The organism is Bacillus sp. FSL L8-0152, assembly GCF_038006365.1.
In the GTDB taxonomy this organism is placed as follows: Bacteria; Bacillota; Bacilli; order Bacillales; family Bacillaceae_G; genus Bacillus_A; species Bacillus_A cereus.
Map to the genome: position 1 here is coordinate 2,288,757 of NZ_JBBOVB010000001.1, position 20,375 is coordinate 2,309,131.

Sequence of the window (20,375 nt, forward strand, 5' to 3'; positions counted from 1 at the left end):
ATGGCTTGGGTTGTGAAAAAGCAGTCAACACAAGAGGAGCTTGCGAATCGATTCCGAGCTTTAGTAGAAGCAAATGAAATTTTGCAAATTCCAGGTGCTCATGATGCAATGGCGGCTTTAGTTGCAAAAAATACAGGTTTTTCAGCTCTTTATTTATCAGGAGCTGCTTATACTGCAAGTAAAGGCTTACCAGATTTAGGTATCGTGACGTCTACTGAAGTGGCTGAGAGAGCAAGAGATTTAGTAAGAGCTACAGACTTACCTGTTCTTGTTGACATTGATACAGGATTTGGTGGTGTACTAAATGTAGCGAGAACAGCTGTAGAAATGGTGGAAGCGAAAGTAGCAGCTGTCCAAATTGAAGATCAGCAATTACCAAAAAAATGTGGGCATTTAAATGGTAAGAAACTTGTTACTACAGAAGAATTGGTTCAAAAAATTAAAGCGATTAAAGAAGTTGCACCGAGCTTATACATTGTAGCACGTACTGATGCTCGTGGCGTTGAAGGATTAGATGAAGCAATTGAAAGAGCAAATGCATATGTAAAAGCAGGTGCAGACGCAATTTTCCCTGAAGCGCTTCAATCAGAGGAAGAATTCCGTCTATTTAATAGTAAGGTAAATGCACCTTTACTTGCGAATATGACTGAATTCGGAAAAACTCCATATTATAGTGCAGAGGAATTTGCAAATATGGGCTTCCAAATGGTTATTTATCCTGTAACTTCACTTCGCGTTGCAGCGAAAGCGTATGAAAATGTGTTTACTTTAATTAAAGAAACAGGTTCTCAAAAAGATGCACTTTCTAATATGCAAACGAGAAGTGAATTATACGAAACAATTTCATATCATGACTTTGAAGAGTTAGATACTGGTATTGCAAAAACAGTATTATCAGAAGATCAATAGATAAAGCAGCGAAGGCGATGAAAATACATCTTTGGCAAAATAAAATGCTTGATGTGAAAAATCATCGCCTTCTATTTTCAAAAAAGATATTCCACTCATCGTAGACGAGCATAAGCAAAAAGCTATGAAAGCCGAATGATAGGGGGATACATATGGAGAAAACGAAGTTACCATGGGATGAATTTTTTTCACTCAATAAAGATATAAATCATACTTACTTTACACCAGAAGATTTTTCAGGTGATGAAGATTTAATCGCAAAAACGACAGAACAATTCGTTAAACAAGAAATTGTTCCACAAATGGAGAATATTGAACAACATAACTATAAAGTTTCTCGTCAATTATTTGAGAAAGCTGGGGAACTTGGATTATTAGGCATTGAGGTACCAGAAGATTATGGCGGGTTCGAGTTAGGAAAGGCTGTCTCAGGTCTTGTAGCAGAGAAAATGGGTTACGCTGGTGCGTTTAGCGTTTCTTTTAATATACACGCTGGTGTTGGTACATTGCCTTACATATATTACGGAACGAAAGAACAGAAAGAAAAATATTTACCGAAAATCGCATCGGGAGAATGGATTGGGGCTTATGCTTTAACTGAGCCAAATGCTGGTTCGGATGCATTAAGTGCAAAAACAAGCGCCGTATTGAATGAAGAGGGAACAGCTTGGAAGTTAAATGGTGAGAAGCAATGGATTACAAATGCTCATATGGCAGATGTATACGTTGTTTTTGCGAAGACAAATAAAGGAATGACAGCATTTATTGTCGAAAGAACATGTGAAGGTGTATCTATTGGATTAGAAGAAAAGAAAATGGGGATTAAAGGTTCTTCAACAGCGACTCTTATTTTAGAAGATGTTGTCATCCCTGCTGAAAATGTTTTAGGGGAAGTTGGGAAAGGGCATCACGTAGCCCTTAATATTCTTAACTTTGCTAGACTTAAACTTGCTTTTGGAAATATTGGAACAGCAAAACAAGCAATTGGTTTGTCGGTTCAATATGGAAAAGAGCGAAAACAGTTCCAAACGGAATTAGTAGACTTTACAATGATTCAAGAGAAAATTGCAAATATGATCATTGCTACATATGGAGCAGAAAGTGCAGCTTATCGTACAGCAGGTGTAATCGATGAAGCAATTCATGAGAGCGATGAAGATCTTATGAAGAAAATGTCCCAATTTGCAATTGAATGTGCACTTAATAAAGTGAACGCTTCTGAAACACTTGCTTATATCGTAGATGAAGCTGTACAAATTCATGGTGGTTACGGTTATATGCAAGAGTATGAGGTAGAACGATTATATCGTGATGCTAGAATTAGTCGTATTTTTGAAGGAACGAATGAAATTAATAGATTAACAGTTGCCAAAATGTTAATGAAGCAAATCGAACAATTAGAAGATACTGCAGTAGAAAGTGATGTAGCAAATGTCGAAAGAAACCATCGTTACATTTTATTAGCGAAAAAATTGTTGAAACAATCTTTGAAAACGCTCTCTAAAACTCCAGCCCTAAAAATTGACCAAGAACAAGAATATTCACGTGTAATTTCAAATATGTTGACGGACGTGTACGTCATGGAATCAGCGTTTTTACGTACGAGAAAAGCGGTAAGTAAAAATGGTGAGGAAAAAGAACGTACGAAGCAACTCATAACGGATGTTATTTGTGAAGAAGGATACCGTAAAGTAGAAGAAGCAGCGATTTCTGTACTTTCGGCGGCTGTCACAGAAGAACAAGATAGACATGTGATTTTAGCTGAAATCCGTCAATTATTAGTACCTTTATACACGAACGTATTTACGAAGAAGAGAGAAATTGCGAAAGCTATTATAAATCGTGGGAAATATATTGTGTAAATAGGAGGAAAGCGATATGAAAAAGATTGGTTTTATCGGTTTAGGTAACATGGGTCTTCCGATGTCAAAAAATCTAGCTAAATCAGGTTACACAGTATATGGCGTGGACTTAAATAAAGAGGCAGAAGCGTCCTTTGAAAAAGAAGGCGGAATTATCGGTCTATCAATCTCAAAACTAGCAGAAACATGTGATGTAGTTTTTACAAGTTTACCTTCACCTCGCGCTGTTGAAGCGGTATATTTTGGAGCAGAAGGATTATTTGAAAATGGTCACTCGAATGTAGTTTTCATTGATACAAGTACGGTATCGCCGCAGTTAAACAAACAATTAGAGGAAGCTGCAAAGGAAAAGAAAGTAAACTTTTTAGCAGCACCTGTGAGCGGCGGTGTAATTGGAGCCGAAAATCGTACATTAACGTTTATGGTTGGTGGATCAAAAGAGGTATATGAGAAAACGGAATCTATCATGGGCGTTCTAGGCGCGAACATTTTCCATGTTAGTGAGCAGATTGATAGTGGTACAACTGTTAAGTTAATTAATAACTTATTAATTGGTTTTTATACAGCTGGTGTAAGTGAAGCTTTAACATTAGCGAAAAAGAACAATATGGATTTAGATAAAATGTTTGATATTTTAAATGTAAGTTACGGCCAAAGCAGAATTTATGAACGTAATTTTAAAAGTTTTATAGCACCTGAAAACTACGAGCCAGGATTTACTGTGAACTTATTGAAGAAAGATTTAGGGTTTGCAGTTGACTTAGCTAAGGAAAGCGAACTCCATTTACCGGTAAGCGAAATGTTATTAAATGTATATGACGAAGCGAGTCAAGCTGGATATGGTGAAAACGATATGGCTGCTTTATATAAGAAAGTTAGCGAGCAATTAATTTCTAATCAAAAATAAATTATACAAAGGAGAGAATACAATGATTACAACTGAAATTAAACGAGTGAAAAATCACATTAACGGTGAGTGGGTTGAATCGACAGGTACGGAAGTAGAAGCAGTTCCAAATCCAGCGACTGGAAAAATTATCGCTTACGTTCCACTATCTCCAAAAGAGGATGTTGAAAAAGCTGTTGAAGCGGCAAAAGCAGCATTCGAAACATGGTCTAAAGTACCAGTTCCGAATCGTTCAAGAAATTTATATAAATATTTACAGCTATTACAAGAAAATAAAGATGAGCTTGCAAAAATTATTACGCTAGAAAATGGTAAGACGCTAACAGATGCAACAGGTGAAGTACAGCGTGGTATTGAAGCGGTAGAACTTGCAACATCTACGCCAAATTTAATGATGGGTCAAGCACTTCCGAATATCGCTAGCGGAATTGATGGATCAATTTGGCGCTACCCAATCGGAGTTGTTGCTGGTATTACACCGTTCAACTTCCCAATGATGATTCCATTATGGATGTTCCCACTTGCAATTGCTTGCGGTAATACATTCGTATTAAAAACATCGGAAAGAACGCCACTTTTAGCGGAGCGACTTGTAGAATTATTCTATGAAGCAGGTTTCCCAAAAGGCGTATTAAATTTAGTACAAGGCGGAAAAGATGTTGTAAATAGCATTTTAGAAAATAAAGATATTCAAGCTGTTTCGTTCGTTGGCTCTGAGCCGGTAGCTCGTTACGTATATGAAACAGGTACAAAACACGGAAAACGTGTACAAGCGTTAGCAGGTGCGAAAAACCATGCGATTGTAATGCCAGATTGCAATCTTGAGAAAACAGTACAAGGTGTAATTGGATCTGCATTTGCAAGTAGTGGAGAGCGCTGTATGGCATGCTCAGTAGTAGCAGTAGTGGATGAAATTGCTGATGAATTCATTGATGTATTAGTAGCAGAAACGAAAAAATTAAAAGTAGGCGATGGCTTTAACGAAGATAACTATGTTGGACCATTAATCCGTGAATCTCATAAAGAGCGCGTTTTAGGCTATATTAATAGCGGTGTAGCAGATGGGGCAACTTTATTAGTAGATGGCCGTAAAATTAATGAAGAAGTTGGAGAAGGTTACTTTGTAGGTGCGACAATCTTTGATGGCGTGAATCAAGAAATGAAAATTTGGCAAGATGAAATTTTTGCTCCAGTATTAAGCATTGTACGTGTTAAAGATTTAGAAGAAGGTATTAAACTAACAAATCAATCTAAATTTGCAAACGGTGCGGTTATTTATACGTCAAATGGTAAACATGCACAAACATTCCGTGATAACATCGATGCTGGTATGATCGGTGTAAATGTAAATGTTCCAGCACCAATGGCATTCTTCGCATTTGCAGGAAATAAAGCTTCATTCTTTGGTGATTTAGGTACAAATGGTACAGATGGCGTTCAATTCTATACACGTAAAAAAGTTGTAACTGAGCGCTGGTTTTAATATAGAGTAAACAGCCAAATCAGCTATTAAATGAAAACCACCACCACTATTAATAGTGGTGGTGGTTTTCATCTTGTTAATTATTTTTTTCAAAAGCTAGTTTAATACCAAATCCAATTAGGACGACTCCTGTTAGCCCTTGAATATAACGTTGCGTCTTTGGTTTTTTCATAAAAGCACTAATTTTATCAATTAAAAATATATAAAATGCAAACCAAATGACTGTTAAAACGAGGTAAGTAAGGCCCATTACAAGAAGTTGAATAAATGTATTATGATTTGGATTTAAAAATTGCGGTAAAAAAGTTAAAAAGAAGACTGCAACTTTAGGATTTAATAAATTTGTAAGAAATCCTTGGCGAAAGCAAGAAGTATGTTCGTTTTCATTATTCAAAGATAGATCATTTGTATCTAAGTTTTCTTTGTTTCTTACTGCTAAAAGGGCTTTAATACCGATATATATTAAATAGAGAGCCCCAACGTACTTGAAAATAGAAAATAAAAGAGCTGACTTTACAATAAGTGCAGAAAGACCAATTACAGCAGCTAAAGTATGAATTAATAGTGCAATACATGTACCAAACACTGTTTTCACTCCACCGACTTTACCAGCAACCAATGTGTTTTTCGTAGCCATTGCTGTATCTGGACCAGGTAAAATGATAAGGCAAATAGACATAATGATGAAAAGAAGATAATTTTCTATCATAGCCGCCCCTCCTTTTTATTTTTAGAATATTTGATTAAAATCAGTGTAGCACAAAAATGGATTTAATAAAATTAAATTTTATTAAAAATTATTAAATAAAAAAAGGCTATATAGTAGCTGTAATTTCACTACTATATAGCCTCGATTTTATCCCGCTATTTGCGAGTAGTAAGATTTCCACCGCACAAGATTTAGCTGAAGCAAAGAAGTTAGGTGGGGGATGAACAAAACACCCACTCATTACAGTTTCATTTTATGCATTAAGTAAATTAAAGAAACGATTCACATCTTCTTCTGAAACGTCACTTAACTGTTTATATTTATAATTCGGATTTTGATCTTTATCAACGACAACGGAGCGTACTCCTTCGAAGAAATCTTCATGTCTCATGAAGTTTTTAGCAAGTATAAGGTCCGTAGCGAAACATTCTTCAACGGATTTATCTTGTCCATCAATAAACTGTTTTAATGTTACTTTTAGTGAAATAGGTGATTTTGATAACAGTGTTTCTTTCGTTTTTAGAGCAAAGGAGCTTTCATCTTTCTCCAATGAATGGATGATTTCTTCAATTGTATCGTAAGCAAAATGTGAATTAATTACTTCTAATGAAGGAGTCAGCTCGCTTTCTAAGTTTGGAGCAGTTGCGAATGTACGAATAACTTCTTTTAAATTAGTATGTACATCATCTTCTTTATGCCAATTTACACTTTCAAGTTCAGTAAGAAACTCTGGTAATGAATCAGATGTCATAAAGTAATCAGCAGCATTAATAAATAATACGTCAGAAGCTTTTAAAATAGATGCTGTTAAAGCAACGAAGCGTCCTGTATATCCAGGTGCTTTATTTAAGAAATATGCAGCTCCGACGTCTGGGAAGAAGCCGATATTCATCTCTGGCATTGCCCATTTCGTACGTTCAGTTACAATGCGATACTTCGCACCATTTGTAAGACCGACACCACCGCCCATTACAATTCCATCTAAACAAGCAATAATCGGTTTTGTATATTGATAAATATATGTATCAATTTCATACTCTTCTTCAAAAAAACGTTCTGCATGTAGCAATGCCACTTCATTGGAACGCGCTTCATAAAGAGTTTTAATGTCGCCACCTGCACAAAAACCTTTTGTGCCAGCTCCTTTTAACACGATAAGTGCAATACGCTCATCGTGTTCCCACTCTTTAAGTTTTTGTCCGATAGGTTGTAACATGTCATAAGATAAAGAATTAAGTGCTTTTGGACGGTTTAAAGTAATTGTTGCAACGCCGTTTTCACTAACAGAAAATAAAACGTGTTCAGTCATAATGCATCCTCCCTTACATATCTTCTTATTCTTAATTCTTGATATGTACTGAAATGTCCTTTATAAATTTTGTCAAAAGTTGACGGTAAATATTAATTTGGTCACCGCATATTTTGACGAGTTATCTTTGCAGGATTTCAGAGACTGAGGGGGAATATTACAACATTACTGTAAGTGTAATTATTTGAAGTTATAATGATAAAAGCGCTATTATATAGGTGTGAATTGTTCATTATCAATTCTAAAAAGAGTGTTTGAAGAAAAAATGAATCGTACAATTGTAATAAGAAATTTTGCACTGAATTAGAAATAGAGAAAGGAGAAATCGGAATGCCAGGACCTTTACTATTGTCGGTTATTATTTTGTCTTCTTTAATGATAGGGATAACGCAGTATTTTCATCATACAGATACGACAGAAGAAGTGAAGGATAAAGTACGTCTCGTATTTCCGATTTTTATAATATCTATTTCATTCTGTATTTTATTAAATAAAGATGGGTACATTGTCGCAGTGTTCTCATTTTTCGTCGCAATCGTTTTAATTACCGTTTTATATTATGTAATGAAAGACTTTATACAAAAATAAAGATGTCACAATAGGCATTTTTATTTTGGAGAAAATATAAAATTTCACATACCGTACTTTATATAAAATACATAAAACATATAACAATAGAAAAGTGTGTACTTTGCTGTGTATGTACTTGTCAATCTTGCATAGCCACTATACTATTAAAATGTAGAGATTATAAAAAGGGGTTGTATCTATCATGAAATTTGAGATGCACACAAAAATTATTTCAAATGAAAAAGAAGTAAGATTACATATTGAAGAAAATATATTTCAATTAATATTGGATGGTTATCACTTATTTACAATTCAAGAAATATTGCCTTTATATAAATCAAATGAAGAAAGAATTGGAAGTGCAACGATATTGAAGCTAGAGTGGGAGAACGGAAAAACTACAATAAACTATCAACTCGTTTCACTAAAATCAGTAAATTAAAAGGAGTAGAAAAATATGAAGTTATTTCATACAGCGGATTGGCATTTAGGTAAGCTTGTTCATGGCGTGTATATGACTGAAGACCAAAAGATTGTATTAGATCAGTTTGTACAGGCTGTTGAAGAAGAAAAACCAGATGCTGTAATTATTGCAGGGGATTTATATGACCGAGCAATTCCACCTACAGAAGCAGTAGACTTATTAAATGATGTGCTGCAAAAAATAGTTATTGATTTACAAACACCAGTTATTGCAGTAGCTGGTAATCATGATAGTCCGGATCGTATCCATTTTGGGAGTAGTTTAATGAAAAAACAGGGATTACATATTGCAGGCCAATTTCAATTCCCGTATGAACCTGTTGTACTAAATGATGAATATGGAGAGATTCACTTCCATCTAATACCGTATGCAGACCCAAGCATAGTTAGACACGTGTTGAAAAATGAAGACGTACGTTCTCATGATGATGCGATGCGCATTTTTATGAATGAGCTCTCTGAAACAATGGATAAAGAAGCTAGACATGTATTTGTTGGACATGCATTTGTAACTTCTTCAGGAGAAGCGGAGGAGAATACAAGTGATGCAGAACGACCACTTTCAATTGGTGGTGCTGAATATGTAAATAGTCATTATTTTGATAAGTTTCATTACACAGCGCTTGGACATTTACATCAAGCGCATTTCGTACGTAATGAGACCATTCGATATTCAGGTTCACCACTTGCCTATTCAATTTCTGAAGAGAAACATAAAAAAGGTTATTACATTGTAGAACTGAATGAAACTGGTGAAGTAGCAATTGAAAAAAGGTTACTTTCACCACGTCGTAAAATGCGAACAGTAGAAGCGAAAATAGATGAATTATTACAGCACCCAGTAAGTGAAGATTACGTATTTGTAAAATTATTAGATGAAAACCCTGTCTTACAGCCAATGGAGAAAATACGATCTGTATATCCAAATGCAATGCACGTTGAAAGAGCGATGCAAAGGCGAGAACTCACAGATACAAATGAAGTAACGGTTTCAAGACATAAAATGGATGATTTATCTCTTTTAAAGGCTTTCTATAAAGAAATGAAAGGATTAGATTTATCAGAAGAGAAAGAACGCCTATTTATAGATGTATTACAAACAGTGCAAGAACGGGAAGGTGAACGAGGATGAGACCGATTCAGCTTATTATGACAGCATTCGGGCCATATAAACAGAAAGAAGTAATCGATTTTGAAGATCTTGGAGAACATCGTATTTTCGCTATTTCTGGGAATACGGGAGCTGGAAAAACAACGATTTTTGATGCGATTTGTTATGTGTTATATGGTGAGGCTAGTGGAGAAGAACGTAGTGATACGAGCATGCTTCGAAGTCAATTTGCTGATGATGATGTTTATACAAGTGTAGAACTAACCTTTCAATTAAAAGGGAAACGCTATGAAATAAAAAGACAACTTGGACATAAAAAACAAGGGAATAAGACCATTACAGGACATGCAGTAGAATTATATGAAGTTATTGATGGAGAAAACGTTCCAGCCGTCGATCGTTTTCATGTAACAGACGTAAACAAAAAAGTGGAAGATTTAATTGGGTTAAGTAAACATCAATTTAGTCAAATTGTTATGTTACCACAAGGTGAATTCCGAAAACTATTAACATCTGAGACGGAAAACAAAGAAGAGATTTTACGTCGTATTTTTAAAACGGATCGTTATAAATTAATGCGTGAGTTACTTGATCAAAAGAGAAAACAATGGAAAGACGTCTTGCAAGAAAAACAAAAAGAGAGAGAGCTCTATTTCCGTAATGTTTTTAAATTACCAATCCGTGATGGAGCATTATTAGAGACATTAGCGGCACAAGAACATGTAAATACGCATCAAGTAGTAGAAGCGTTAGAACAAGAAACAACAGTGTATAAGGCAGAGGTTGAGCAATTACAAGTAGAACAAGATGTTCAAACGAAGCAATTAAAGGATGCAGAAACACGTTTTCATGCAGCAAAATCTGTAAATGAGAAATTTATAGATTTACAACAAAAGAATGAGAAATATAACACTTTACAAGAGAACCGTGCAGCAATTGAAAGGAAAGAAAAATCCTTTAAACGTGCGGAACAAGCAAAGCGCTTATTACCATTTGAACAATGGTATGAAGAAGCGATGCAAAATGAGCAGAAAGCTGAAAGTTTGTTAAAACAGATAATCGTCAAACAAGAACAGATAATGAACAGCTTTGAACTTGCTCAGGAGAAGTATGAAGTAGTAAAGAATAAAGAAGCTGAACGAGAAGAGGCTAAAAAACTTGTTCAAAGATTAGAAGAGTTACAAGCAATCATTGAATCATTAGCTGAGAGAAAGCTGAATTTACAAAATGCCGAAATTCAAATAGGGAAATTAAAAGAAAGTATGCAAAAGTTGGATCAACAACTAGAAGAGCATACAAGCCAAAAACAGAGAATGTCTGATGAATTGCAGCAATTAGAACAAGCACTTGAGCAATATGTAGCTAAAGTAGAAGAACTAACGAATATGCGAGAAGATGCAAAAGTTTTAAAGCAAGCATATGATGTTTGGCAAGAAAAACAAAAATTCGAGCAAGAAAAAGAAGCGGCAAATAATAAAATGCAAGTGGCAGTTCGTGCATATGAAAACATGGAGCGCCGCTGGTTAAGTGAACAAGCTGGTATATTAGCTCTTCATTTACATGACGGTGAATCTTGTCCGGTATGTGGTAGTACGAATCATCCGCAAAAAGCTACAGAGCAAAGTAATGCGATCGATGAAAAAGAGTTAAACGATTTAAGAGATAAGAAGAACATTGCTGAAAAATTACATGTGCAAGTAGAGGAGAAATGGAATTTTTATCGACTACAATATGAACAAGTGATAGAAGAAGTTGTGAAGCGTGGGTATAACTCCGAAAAATTAGTTGAAACATATAGTGCACTTGTTCAAAAAGGAAAACAATTAGCTGCAGACGTTAATACGTTAAAAGCAAGTGAAGAAACACGTAAGCAGATTGCTGCGAACATGAAAAGCGTAGAAGAAAAAATAGAAGAACTTCAGAAACAAAAACGGGAAGTAGAAACAATGCAGCACCGTACAGAAATGGAGTGCATGCAACTTCGTACGTCATATGAACATGATAAACGAAATATTCCAGAAAACTTGCAAACAGTACAAGCTTGGAAAGCACAGTTTGACCAAGCTATGCACGAACTTAGGTTAATGGAGGACGAATGGAAGAAAGTGCAGGAAGCGTATCAACATTGGCAAAATGAAAATATACGTATTCAAGCAGAACAGAAAGGTGCTTCTAATCAATTTGAAAGTGCAAAATTGAAGAAAGAAGAGACTTTCGCACGCTTTATGAAAGAGCTAGAACAAAGCGGATTTACAGATCAATTCACGTATAAAGAAGCCAAATTAAGCGATGCCGAGATGGAGATGTTACAGAAAGAAATTCAAGGTTATTATTCATCTCTTGAAGTGCTTGCAAAACAAATTGAAGAGCTAAACTCAGAATTAAAAGATAAAGAGTATATGGATATTACATCTTTAGGTGAACACATAAAAGAACTAGAAATTAATCTCGATATAATTAAAGAAAAACGTCAACGTGCGCAAAATGCGGTAACATATATTTCTGATTTACATGAAAACATTAGACGTATTGACGAACAAATTCACGAGGAAGAAAAAGCCTTCCAAGAACTTGTTGATTTATATGAAGTAATGAAAGGTGATAACGAAAGTCGTATATCATTTGAACGTTACATCTTAATTGAGTATTTAGAACAAATTGTTCAAATCGCAAACGAACGACTACGTAAATTATCAAATGGACAATTTTATTTAAAACGAAGTGAACGAGTTGAAAAAAGAAACCGTCAAAGTGGATTAGGCTTAGATGTGTACGATGCATACACTGGCCAAACGCGCGATGTAAAAACATTATCCGGCGGAGAGAAATTTAACGCATCACTTTGCTTAGCGCTAGGAATGGCAGATGTCATTCAAGCATATGAAGGTGGTATTTCCATCGAAACGATGTTCATCGATGAAGGGTTCGGTTCATTAGATGAAGAATCATTAACGAAAGCAGTTGATGCCTTAATTGACCTACAAAAATCAGGCCGATTTATCGGTGTCATTTCACACGTACAAGAGCTGAAAAACGCAATGCCAGCTGTATTAGAAGTAACGAAGCAGAAGGATGGGTGTAGTCAGACTAGGTTTGTGGTGAAGTAAGCTTAGAAAATGGAGTAGGGAATCTATCGATACTTTTAGTGTCATATGTATGAATCATAAAACGTCGTCTCTTCATATTAGAGGCGACGTTTTATTTTATAAAATATCTATGAATTATCTGTAGAAGGCGGCGTATTCTCCAAACGATTATAAGCTTTAAAAGCTGAAATTGCCGATATAACCCCGCCTACTAAAAATAAAGTCGATCCTCCAACTAAGATGATACGACTGACATATGTTTCCCGTGCTTCTTCGACTTCTTCTTGTAACGCTGTAGGCATATGAATCCCCCTTTATAAAAGTTGTTTTATAAATAGTATATACAAACGCCTAAAATATGTTAAAATAACTGATGATTTTATGTAGTGGATAATTAGATGAGTAGGATGCGAGTGGCTAAATAAATCTTCATCACAAATTTATGCGAACTTCACATAGAGCACATATTAACATTGTATTATGTATATGTACCAAATAAATAAAGTGAATGTAAGTTCTGTTTTCAAAAATTTAAAATCCTTTTATTTCTATATGAAAGTTTTAATCGAGGGTTTTAAAAATTTTGGAAATAGATCTTATAAAAATGGAATTCATATAAAAGGGGAATGTCTTATGACAACATATACAAGTGAAATGAAAAAAACTTTAGTTTCAGAAGAAGATGTAGATATTTTAAAAATTATGGCGCATCCAATCCGACTGCAAATTGTAAATGAATTAAGTACAAGAAAAACTTGTAATGTAACACAATTAACAGAGTTACTGAACATCCCGCAATCTACTGTTTCACAACATTTATCAAAAATGAAGGGTAAAGTGTTACGAGCAGAGAGGAGAGGTTTAGAAATTTATTATCATATTAACAATTTAAAAGCGAGTAAGATTGTTAATGTTTTAGGGTATATAAACTAGTGAAATATTTTTATATAAAATAGCCCCTGCTGTTTAGCAGGGGCTATTTTGTGTTGTTTTATGTATTTGTATTTAAAACTTTATAGTTTTTATGATTTACAATTGTTCGATCAAATTCAAAAGTACCACCGCTTACATTTGTAATTTCAACTAAGACCGATTCAGTATAAAGTTTTAGTACAGATCCTGTAATCTTTAAATTGTTTCGTTGAAAAAGTATAGTATCCCCTACGTTTGCTTTCATAGTACCTCCTCATTAAAGACAGAAATATTTTTTTATTATATATATTAAACCACGGATAGATATATTAGTGAATATTTAGTTTTATTTATTGGAAAAAAATTTGTGATTTTATAAAAAATAAGGTGAATCGAAGTATAAAAAATTTTTCTATTGTATTTAATCAGTAGTTTTTTGTATTTCATCCTTCGTTTTTTGTAACTGATTCCATGTTTTTGACGCTCTATCTTGTAAGTGCTTACATAAACAGAAACATCTTATACAATGAAGGTGTCAAATCAAAAGAGGTGACCAAAATGAACATAAAAAAAGTAAATTTAGCGAATAGCATTGAAATAGAAAGAGGAGGCGGAAAGATATGAAAAAATCAACTGTTAATCCATGGTTTGTTGTCCTTGGCACAGTCATAGTACAAATGGGGCTTGGGACGATATATACATGGAGTTTATTCAATCAGCCTTTAGTTAGTAAATACGGTTGGAGTCTTAACGCTGTTGCGATAACTTTTTCAATTACTAGTCTTTCTTTAGCATTTTCAACTTTATTTGCGAGTAAATTGCAAGAAAAATGGGGACTTCGTAAACTTATTATGATAGCTGGATTAGCATTAGGACTAGGGTTAATACTTAGCTCACAAGCATCCTCATTAATATTACTTTATGTACTAGCAGGAGTTGTTGTAGGTTATGCAGATGGTACAGCATATATCACTTCACTATCAAATTTAATAAAGTGGTTTCCAGAGCGTAAAGGTTTAATTGCTGGTATTTCTGTCTCTGCATATGGTTCAGGTAGCTTAATCTTTAAATACGTTAACGCAAAGTTGATTGAATCAGTTGGTGTATCGCAAGCATTTATATACTGGGGTTTAATTGTTACAACTATGATTGTAATTGGTGCTTGTTTAATCCATCAAGCTGCAGATCAAGGAGCAGTTCATGAAACAAAAACTAAGGAATACACAACGAAAGAAATGTTAGGCACAAAACAAGTATACTTATTATTTATCATGTTATTTACATCATGTATGAGTGGCTTATACTTAATTGGTATGGTAAAAGACATTGGTGTTCAACTTGTAGGACTTAGCGCAGCAACAGCAGCTAATGCGGTGGCTATGGTTGCAATCTTCAATACATTAGGTCGTATCATTTTAGGACCGTTATCGGATAAAATTGGGCGTTTAAAAATCGTTACTGGTACTTTTGTTATTATGGCGAGTTCAGTATTAGTTCTAAGTTTTGTAGATTTAAATTACGGTATATACTTCGTATGTGTAGCAAGTGTAGCGTTTTGCTTTGGTGGAAATATCACTATTTTCCCAGCTATTGTTGGTGATTTCTTCGGTATGAAAAACCATAGTAAGAACTACGGAATTGTGTATCAAGGATTTGGATTCGGGGCGCTTGCAGGTTCCTTTATCGGTGCACTTCTAGGTGGATTCAAACCAACGTTCATGGTGATCGGTGTATTATGTGTCGTGTCATTCATTATCGCAATTTTAATTCAAGCACCTAAACAGAAAAAAGAACACGAAGAAGAGTATCGCAGCGTAGCGTAAGTATACAAATCTTCTATAACGCTATGATTACGAAAAAGCATCCTATTCTATTAATTAGGATGCTTTTTTTATGAGTTATTTTAACAAGGTTAAATTACTTTTGGGAGTTTTATAGATGTAAAAGTGAGTGGGATATATTGGAATATAATGAATTGATACATCGCATTTGAAATATATATTAAATCTTAAATGATAAAGAAGACATTCGTTAGTATTTGTAAGATATATTTTCAGAAAAATATTGAGAAAATATATACTTGAGTTTTTCATAAAGCATTGTAAATGAACGTATCTCTAGTTTGTCTTCTTCAATTTTAAAAAGAGGATTTAGAATTTTATTTATAATATAAGTACATTTAATACGTTTACATATGATTTTATTAAGAAGCATTAAAATACTTTGTCTGAAAAATAAAAAAAGATTGACAAGTTTATTGAGAAACATTATCATTTCGGTGTAAGATAGTAAATGAAAAACATTATCAATAAAATGGATTTTAAAGTAATGCGCACTTGACCAATTAGTTTAGTAAGTGTATTATTTTTTACAACACCACTGATAATGAAAATCAATATCAGTGGTGTTGCTTAATGAAATTAATGTTTATGTGAAAGGATAGAGAAAATGAACTTAGGGGAATTTGATGGGAAAACAGTTTTAGTAACAGGTGCAGCACAAGGCATAGGCAGTGTTGTTGCCAAAATGTTTTTAGAAAGAGGAGCCACAGTTATTGCGGTTGATCAAAATGAAGAGGGGTTAAATGTACTCTTAAATCAAAATGAATTAAATAATACACGTATGAAAACGTTTCGTTTAGATGTGAGTGATAGCGCTGCTGTTGAAGACATGGTAAATCATATTGCAAATGAAATAGCGCCAATAGATATTTTAATAAATGTTGCAGGGGTTTTACGTATGGGACCAATTCATTCGTTAAGTGATGAAGATTGGAATAAAACATTCTCTGTAAATACTACAGGGGTTTTCAATATGTCCCGAGCGGTAAGTAAAAATATGATGTTAAGAAAATCAGGGGCAATTGTTACAGTCGGTTCAAATGCGGCAAATACGCCGAGAATGGAGATGGCTGCGTATGCTGCGTCAAAAGCTGCAACGACGATGTTTATGAAATGTTTAGGACTAGAGCTTGCGACATACAATATACGCTGCAACTTAGTTTCTCCAGGTTCTACTGAAACTGAGATGCAAAGATTACTATGGGCTGATGAGAATGGAGCTAAAAATATAATTACTGGTTCTCAAAATACATATAGACTCGGAATTCCATTACAAAAAATTGCACAACCTTCAGAAGTTGCTGAAGCAGTGTTATTTTTAGCCTCAGATAGAGCAAGTCATATTACAATGCACAATTTATGTGTCGATGGCGGTGCTACGTTAGGAGTTTAATAAAAATTCAGGAGGTTATTATATTATGAATGAACATATAGCTGTAAAGGAATTGTCAGAAAAACTTTTAGAAGATTATAAGACTGAATCTTCATTCTTTTTCGCTTCACCAACTCGAACTATATTAGCAGAAGGAGAGTTTACTACAGTAAAGCATCGTGAAATTGAAAATTTCCCAGAGCTTGTGCAAGCGACATTAAGTAATGCGAAACAAGCTGGAAATCCAAATCCTATCGTTGTGGGTGCTTTGCCATTCGATCGTAGAAAAGAAGTCCAACTTATCGTACCAGAATATAGTAGGATTTCTGAGCGTTTACAATTGGATACAACAAATCAGCTTGAAACAAATGAGAACGTAACATTTGAAATGACGCCAGTACCAGACCCTGAAGTTTATATGAATGGTGTGAAGCAAGGAATTAAAAAAATACAGGACGGTGATTTAAAGAAAATCGTTCTATCTAGATCGTTAGATGTTAAATCTTCGGAAAAGATTGATAAGCAAAAACTTCTGCGAGAATTAGCAGAACATAATAAGCATGGTTATACATTTGCTGTGAATTTACCGAAAGATGAAAAAGAGAACAGTAAGACGCTAATTGGAGCAAGTCCTGAATTACTTGTTTCACGTAATGGTATGCAAGTTATTTCTAATCCGTTAGCTGGTTCAAGGCCACGTAGTGAGGACCCAGTAGAAGATAAAAGAAGAGCAGAGGAATTACTTTCTTCTCCAAAAGATTTACATGAACATGCGGTAGTAGTTGAAGCGGTTGCCGCTGCACTTCGTCCGTATTGTCATACATTACATGTTCCAGAAAAGCCATCAGTTATTCATAGTGAAGCGATGTGGCATTTGTCTACAGAAGTGAAAGGTGAACTGAAGGATCAAAATACTTCTTCTTTACAATTAGCAATTGCCCTTCATCCTACGCCAGCAGTTTGCGGAACTCCGATGGAAAAAGCAAGAGAGGCTATACAGCATATTGAGCCATTTGACCGCGAGTTCTTTACAGGAATGCTAGGATGGAGCGATTTAAATGGAGATGGAGAATGGATTGTTACAATTCGTTGTGCCGAAGTACAAGAAAATACACTGCGTTTATATGCAGGAGCTGGAGTTGTTGCTGAGTCAAAACCAGAAGATGAGTTAGCAGAAACATCAGCTAAATTCCAAACAATGCTAAAAGCTTTAGGATTAAGAGATAGTTCACTTAATGAAAAATAGGGGGAAGAAAGAATGCTAGTAGGTTATACAGAATGGCCAAAAGAATTTGCCGATCATTATCGAGAAGAAGGATGTTGGCTTGGTGAAACATTTGGAGGAGTGTTAAGAGAGCGGGCTGAGAAATATGGAGATCGAATCGCGGTTGTAAGTGGTAAGAAGCATATAACATATAGTGAACTTGATAAAAATGCAGATCGTTTAGCAGCAGGTTTACTGAATTTAGGAATAAAGAAAGAGGACAGAGTTGTAATCCAGTTACCTAACATTATCGAGTTTTTCGAAATATGTTTTGCACTATTTCGAATTGGAGCGCTTCCTGTCTTTGCACTACCTTCACATCGAAGCAGTGAAATTAGTTATTTTTGTGAGTTTGGCGAGGCGAGCGCTTACGTTATTTCAGATAAGGCTCTCGGTTTTGATTATCGAAAACTAGCAAGAGAAGTGAAAGAGAAAGTGCCAACTTTACAACGTGTAATTGTAGTGGGGGAAGAAGAAGAGTTTGTGAACATAAATGATCTGTATATGGATCCCGTCTCATTACCAGAAGTTCAGCCAAGTGATGTTGCATTTCTCCAATTATCAGGAGGGACAACAGGTCTTTCTAAATTAATTCCTAGAACACATGATGACTATATTTATAGTTTACGTGTAAGCGCTGAAATTTGTAATTTGAATGCAGAAAGCGTCTATATGGCAGTTCTTCCAGTAGCACACAATTACCCAATGAGTTCTCCAGGGACATTTGGAACTTTCTATGCGGGTGGAAAAGTGGTATTGGCAACTGGTGGTAGTCCAGATGAGGCATTTGCTCTTATTGAAAAAGAAAAAGTTACAATTACAGCGCTCGTTCCGCCATTAGCAATGATTTGGCTTGATGCTGCATCTTCTCGTAATACCGATTTATCGAGCCTAGTGGTTATTCAAGTAGGTGGTGCTAAGTTTAGCGCTGAGGTTGCAAGACGTATACGCCCTACATTTGGATGTACGTTACAGCAAGTATTCGGTATGGCGGAAGGATTAGTGAACTATACAAGATTAGACGATCCGGAAGAAATTATTATTCATACACAAGGTAGACCAATGTCTGCACTCGATGAAGTACGAGTTGTTGATGAAAATGACAACGATGTACAACCTGGCGAAGTAGGTAGTTTATTAACAAGAGGTCCATATACAATTCGTGGTTACTATAAAGCTGAAGAGCATAATGCACGATCATTTACAAAGGATGGATTTTATCGCACAGGTGATCTTGTAAAAGTAAATGAACAAGGATACATCATTGTAGAAGGAAGAGATAAAGATCAAATTAACCGTGGTGGTGAGAAAGTTGCTGCAGAAGAAGTTGAAAACCATTTATTAGCACACGATGCGGTCCATGACGTAGCAATTGTATCTATGCCTGACGATTATTTAGGTGAACGCACCTGTGCTTTTGTTATAGCTCGCGGACAAGTTCCGGCAGTAAGTGAATTAAAAATGTTTTTAAGAGAACGTGGTATAGCGGCTTATAAAATTCCAGATCGAATTGAATTTATTGAATCATTCCCGCAAACAGGAGTCGGAAAAGTCAGCAAAAAAGAACTACGTAAAGTCATTGCTGAAAAACTTATTACAGTAAAACAATAATAAAAACCGGAAGGAAGTGATTAGATGGCTATCCCATCTATTTCAGTATATAAAATGCCAATTGAATCAGAACTACCAAAAAATAAAGTGAATTGGACACCAGACCCGAAACGTGCAGTACTTTTAATTCATGACATGCAAGAATATTTTCTTGATGCATATAGCGATAAAGAATCACCAAAAGTAGAACTTATTTCAAATATTAAAATGATAAGAGAAAAATGTAAACAACTTGGTATACCAGTTGTTTATACAGCGCAACCTGGTGGACAAACGTTAGAACAAAGAGGTTTATTACAAGACTTTTGGGGTGACGGTATTCCTGCTGGACCAGATAAAAAGAAAATTGTTGATGAACTTACTCCTGATGAGGATGATATATTCCTAACAAAATGGAGATATAGTGCATTTAAAAAGACAAATCTATTAGAAATTTTAAATGAAAAAGGAAGAGATCAACTCATTATTTGCGGTATTTATGCGCATATTGGATGCCTTTTAACAGCTTGTGAAGCATTTATGGATGGTATAGAGCCGTTCTTTGTAGCAGATGCAGTTGCTGATTTTTCACTAGAGCATCATAAACAAGCATTGGAGTATGCATCTAATAGATGTGCAGTAACGACATCAACAAACCTACTGTTAAAAGATTTACAAGGTGTAAAAGGTGATGAGAGTGAAGGAATCACTATACAGCAAGTACATGAACTAGTTGCACAACTACTTCGTGAGTCAGTAGAGAGTATTGATATTGATGAGGACTTATTAAATAGAGGGCTTGATTCGGTCAGAATTATGAGTTTAGTAGAGAAGTGGCGTCGTGAAGGGAAAGAAATCACGTTTGCAGATTTAGCAGAACGTCCAACTGTTGCAGGTTGGTACAGCTTACTATCTTCACAAACAGCACAGGTGCTGTAACAAATAGACTACATAATAAAGGGGTAGT

Annotated in this window: 18 protein-coding genes; 14 read left to right on the top strand and 4 right to left on the bottom strand. The window is 35.1% G+C overall.

Translation table 11 applies throughout. The features are described 5' to 3' along the window. The 4 genes from prpB (at position 1) to MHH27_RS11690 (ending at position 5,161) form a co-directional block, all read left to right on the top strand. Positions 1-909, top strand: a complete 909-nt coding sequence (gene prpB, locus MHH27_RS11675; RefSeq protein ID WP_000312640.1) for a methylisocitrate lyase — start codon at positions 1-3, stop codon at positions 907-909. A 152-nt stretch (positions 910-1,061) separates the two neighbouring features. Then, positions 1,062-2,771 (top strand): acyl-CoA dehydrogenase family protein, encoded by a 1,710-nt coding sequence (locus MHH27_RS11680; protein ID WP_090976485.1) that lies wholly within the window; start codon positions 1,062-1,064, stop codon positions 2,769-2,771. 16 nt (positions 2,772-2,787) lie between these two features. Further along, entirely contained in the window at positions 2,788-3,678 is an 891-nt protein-coding gene (locus MHH27_RS11685; protein WP_000719400.1) for an NAD(P)-dependent oxidoreductase, read from the top strand. A 22-nt stretch (positions 3,679-3,700) separates the two neighbouring features. After that, entirely contained in the window at positions 3,701-5,161 is a 1,461-nt protein-coding gene (locus MHH27_RS11690) for a CoA-acylating methylmalonate-semialdehyde dehydrogenase (protein WP_000633344.1), read from the top strand. 76 nt (positions 5,162-5,237) lie between these two features. Here MHH27_RS11690 and MHH27_RS11695 read toward each other — a convergent pair whose 3' ends face one another. Continuing rightward, complete coding sequence (locus tag MHH27_RS11695) at positions 5,238-5,870, bottom strand: LysE family translocator (protein WP_000572360.1); 633 nt, start codon at positions 5,868-5,870, stop codon at positions 5,238-5,240. Between the two features lie 253 nt (positions 5,871-6,123). Next, entirely contained in the window at positions 6,124-7,179 is a 1,056-nt protein-coding gene (locus MHH27_RS11700) for an enoyl-CoA hydratase/isomerase family protein (RefSeq protein ID WP_327904352.1), read from the bottom strand. 330 nt (positions 7,180-7,509) lie between these two features. Here MHH27_RS11700 and MHH27_RS11705 point away from each other — a divergent pair, with 330 nt between their 5' ends. From MHH27_RS11705 to MHH27_RS11720, 4 genes are all read left to right on the top strand, one after another. Continuing rightward, positions 7,510-7,767, top strand: a complete 258-nt coding sequence (locus tag MHH27_RS11705) for a hypothetical protein (protein WP_001119409.1) — start codon at positions 7,510-7,512, stop codon at positions 7,765-7,767. 184 nt (positions 7,768-7,951) lie between these two features. Then, the gene (locus MHH27_RS11710) at positions 7,952-8,191 is read left to right on the top strand and encodes a DUF2584 family protein (protein WP_000667344.1); all 240 of its coding nucleotides are present in this window, start codon (positions 7,952-7,954) and stop codon (positions 8,189-8,191) included. Positions 8,192-8,206: 15 nt separating this feature from the next. After that, on the top strand, positions 8,207-9,364 hold the full coding sequence (locus MHH27_RS11715) for an exonuclease SbcCD subunit D (RefSeq protein ID WP_098236204.1): 1,158 nt from the start codon (positions 8,207-8,209) through the stop codon (positions 9,362-9,364). Beyond that, a complete protein-coding gene (locus tag MHH27_RS11720; protein ID WP_098236205.1) occupies positions 9,361-12,450 on the top strand; it encodes an AAA family ATPase in 3,090 nt (1,029 codons plus the stop codon). The genes MHH27_RS11715 and MHH27_RS11720 overlap by 4 nt, the downstream gene beginning before the upstream one ends. Before the next feature lie 107 nt (positions 12,451-12,557). Here MHH27_RS11720 and MHH27_RS11725 read toward each other — a convergent pair whose 3' ends face one another. Then, entirely contained in the window at positions 12,558-12,731 is a 174-nt protein-coding gene (locus MHH27_RS11725) for a hypothetical protein (RefSeq protein ID WP_001141668.1), read from the bottom strand. A gap of 331 nt (positions 12,732-13,062) precedes the next feature. Between MHH27_RS11725 and MHH27_RS11730 the strand changes: the two genes are divergently transcribed. Beyond that, entirely contained in the window at positions 13,063-13,362 is a 300-nt protein-coding gene (locus MHH27_RS11730; protein ID WP_000214794.1) for an ArsR/SmtB family transcription factor, read from the top strand. A gap of 58 nt (positions 13,363-13,420) precedes the next feature. Here MHH27_RS11730 and MHH27_RS11735 read toward each other — a convergent pair whose 3' ends face one another. Continuing rightward, the gene (locus MHH27_RS11735; protein ID WP_000646793.1) at positions 13,421-13,606 is read right to left on the bottom strand and encodes a YkvS family protein; all 186 of its coding nucleotides are present in this window, start codon (positions 13,604-13,606) and stop codon (positions 13,421-13,423) included. A 355-nt stretch (positions 13,607-13,961) separates the two neighbouring features. Here MHH27_RS11735 and MHH27_RS11740 point away from each other — a divergent pair, with 355 nt between their 5' ends. The 5 genes from MHH27_RS11740 (at position 13,962) to MHH27_RS11760 (ending at position 20,347) form a co-directional block, all read left to right on the top strand. Continuing rightward, positions 13,962-15,164, top strand: a complete 1,203-nt coding sequence (locus tag MHH27_RS11740) for an L-lactate MFS transporter (RefSeq protein WP_340942604.1) — start codon at positions 13,962-13,964, stop codon at positions 15,162-15,164. Positions 15,165-15,789: 625 nt separating this feature from the next. Further along, positions 15,790-16,575, top strand: a complete 786-nt coding sequence (dhbA, locus tag MHH27_RS11745; protein WP_340942607.1) for a 2,3-dihydro-2,3-dihydroxybenzoate dehydrogenase — start codon at positions 15,790-15,792, stop codon at positions 16,573-16,575. Between the two features lie 25 nt (positions 16,576-16,600). Then, on the top strand, positions 16,601-17,800 hold the full coding sequence (gene dhbC / locus MHH27_RS11750) for an isochorismate synthase DhbC (protein ID WP_065228799.1): 1,200 nt from the start codon (positions 16,601-16,603) through the stop codon (positions 17,798-17,800). A 12-nt stretch (positions 17,801-17,812) separates the two neighbouring features. Further along, positions 17,813-19,429 (top strand): (2,3-dihydroxybenzoyl)adenylate synthase, encoded by a 1,617-nt coding sequence (locus MHH27_RS11755; RefSeq protein WP_098236207.1) that lies wholly within the window; start codon positions 17,813-17,815, stop codon positions 19,427-19,429. Between the two features lie 24 nt (positions 19,430-19,453). Continuing rightward, on the top strand, positions 19,454-20,347 hold the full coding sequence (locus tag MHH27_RS11760; protein WP_340942612.1) for an isochorismatase family protein: 894 nt from the start codon (positions 19,454-19,456) through the stop codon (positions 20,345-20,347). Positions 20,348-20,375 lie beyond the last annotated feature (28 nt).

What these genes read in the sequence shown, in the direction of transcription:
- MHH27_RS11715 (WP_098236204.1), top strand. Translation starts at nt 8,207, where the DNA reads ATGAAGTTATTTCATACAGCGGATTGGCATTTAGGTAAGCTTGTTCAT.
- MHH27_RS11735 (WP_000646793.1), bottom strand. Translation starts at nt 13,606, where the DNA reads ATGAAAGCAAACGTAGGGGATACTATACTTTTTCAACGAAACAATTTA.
- MHH27_RS11720 (WP_098236205.1), top strand. Translation starts at nt 9,361, where the DNA reads ATGAGACCGATTCAGCTTATTATGACAGCATTCGGGCCATATAAACAG.
- MHH27_RS11695 (WP_000572360.1), bottom strand. Translation starts at nt 5,870, where the DNA reads ATGATAGAAAATTATCTTCTTTTCATCATTATGTCTATTTGCCTTATC.
- prpB (WP_000312640.1), top strand. Translation starts at nt 1, where the DNA reads ATGGCTTGGGTTGTGAAAAAGCAGTCAACACAAGAGGAGCTTGCGAAT.
- MHH27_RS11760 (WP_340942612.1), top strand. Translation starts at nt 19,454, where the DNA reads ATGGCTATCCCATCTATTTCAGTATATAAAATGCCAATTGAATCAGAA.
- MHH27_RS11740 (WP_340942604.1), top strand. Translation starts at nt 13,962, where the DNA reads ATGAAAAAATCAACTGTTAATCCATGGTTTGTTGTCCTTGGCACAGTC.
- MHH27_RS11710 (WP_000667344.1), top strand. Translation starts at nt 7,952, where the DNA reads ATGAAATTTGAGATGCACACAAAAATTATTTCAAATGAAAAAGAAGTA.
- dhbC (WP_065228799.1), top strand. Translation starts at nt 16,601, where the DNA reads ATGAATGAACATATAGCTGTAAAGGAATTGTCAGAAAAACTTTTAGAA.
- MHH27_RS11755 (WP_098236207.1), top strand. Translation starts at nt 17,813, where the DNA reads ATGCTAGTAGGTTATACAGAATGGCCAAAAGAATTTGCCGATCATTAT.
- MHH27_RS11680 (WP_090976485.1), top strand. Translation starts at nt 1,062, where the DNA reads ATGGAGAAAACGAAGTTACCATGGGATGAATTTTTTTCACTCAATAAA.
- MHH27_RS11730 (WP_000214794.1), top strand. Translation starts at nt 13,063, where the DNA reads ATGACAACATATACAAGTGAAATGAAAAAAACTTTAGTTTCAGAAGAA.
- MHH27_RS11700 (WP_327904352.1), bottom strand. Translation starts at nt 7,179, where the DNA reads ATGACTGAACACGTTTTATTTTCTGTTAGTGAAAACGGCGTTGCAACA.
- MHH27_RS11705 (WP_001119409.1), top strand. Translation starts at nt 7,510, where the DNA reads ATGCCAGGACCTTTACTATTGTCGGTTATTATTTTGTCTTCTTTAATG.
- MHH27_RS11725 (WP_001141668.1), bottom strand. Translation starts at nt 12,731, where the DNA reads ATGCCTACAGCGTTACAAGAAGAAGTCGAAGAAGCACGGGAAACATAT.
- MHH27_RS11690 (WP_000633344.1), top strand. Translation starts at nt 3,701, where the DNA reads ATGATTACAACTGAAATTAAACGAGTGAAAAATCACATTAACGGTGAG.
- MHH27_RS11685 (WP_000719400.1), top strand. Translation starts at nt 2,788, where the DNA reads ATGAAAAAGATTGGTTTTATCGGTTTAGGTAACATGGGTCTTCCGATG.
- dhbA (WP_340942607.1), top strand. Translation starts at nt 15,790, where the DNA reads ATGAACTTAGGGGAATTTGATGGGAAAACAGTTTTAGTAACAGGTGCA.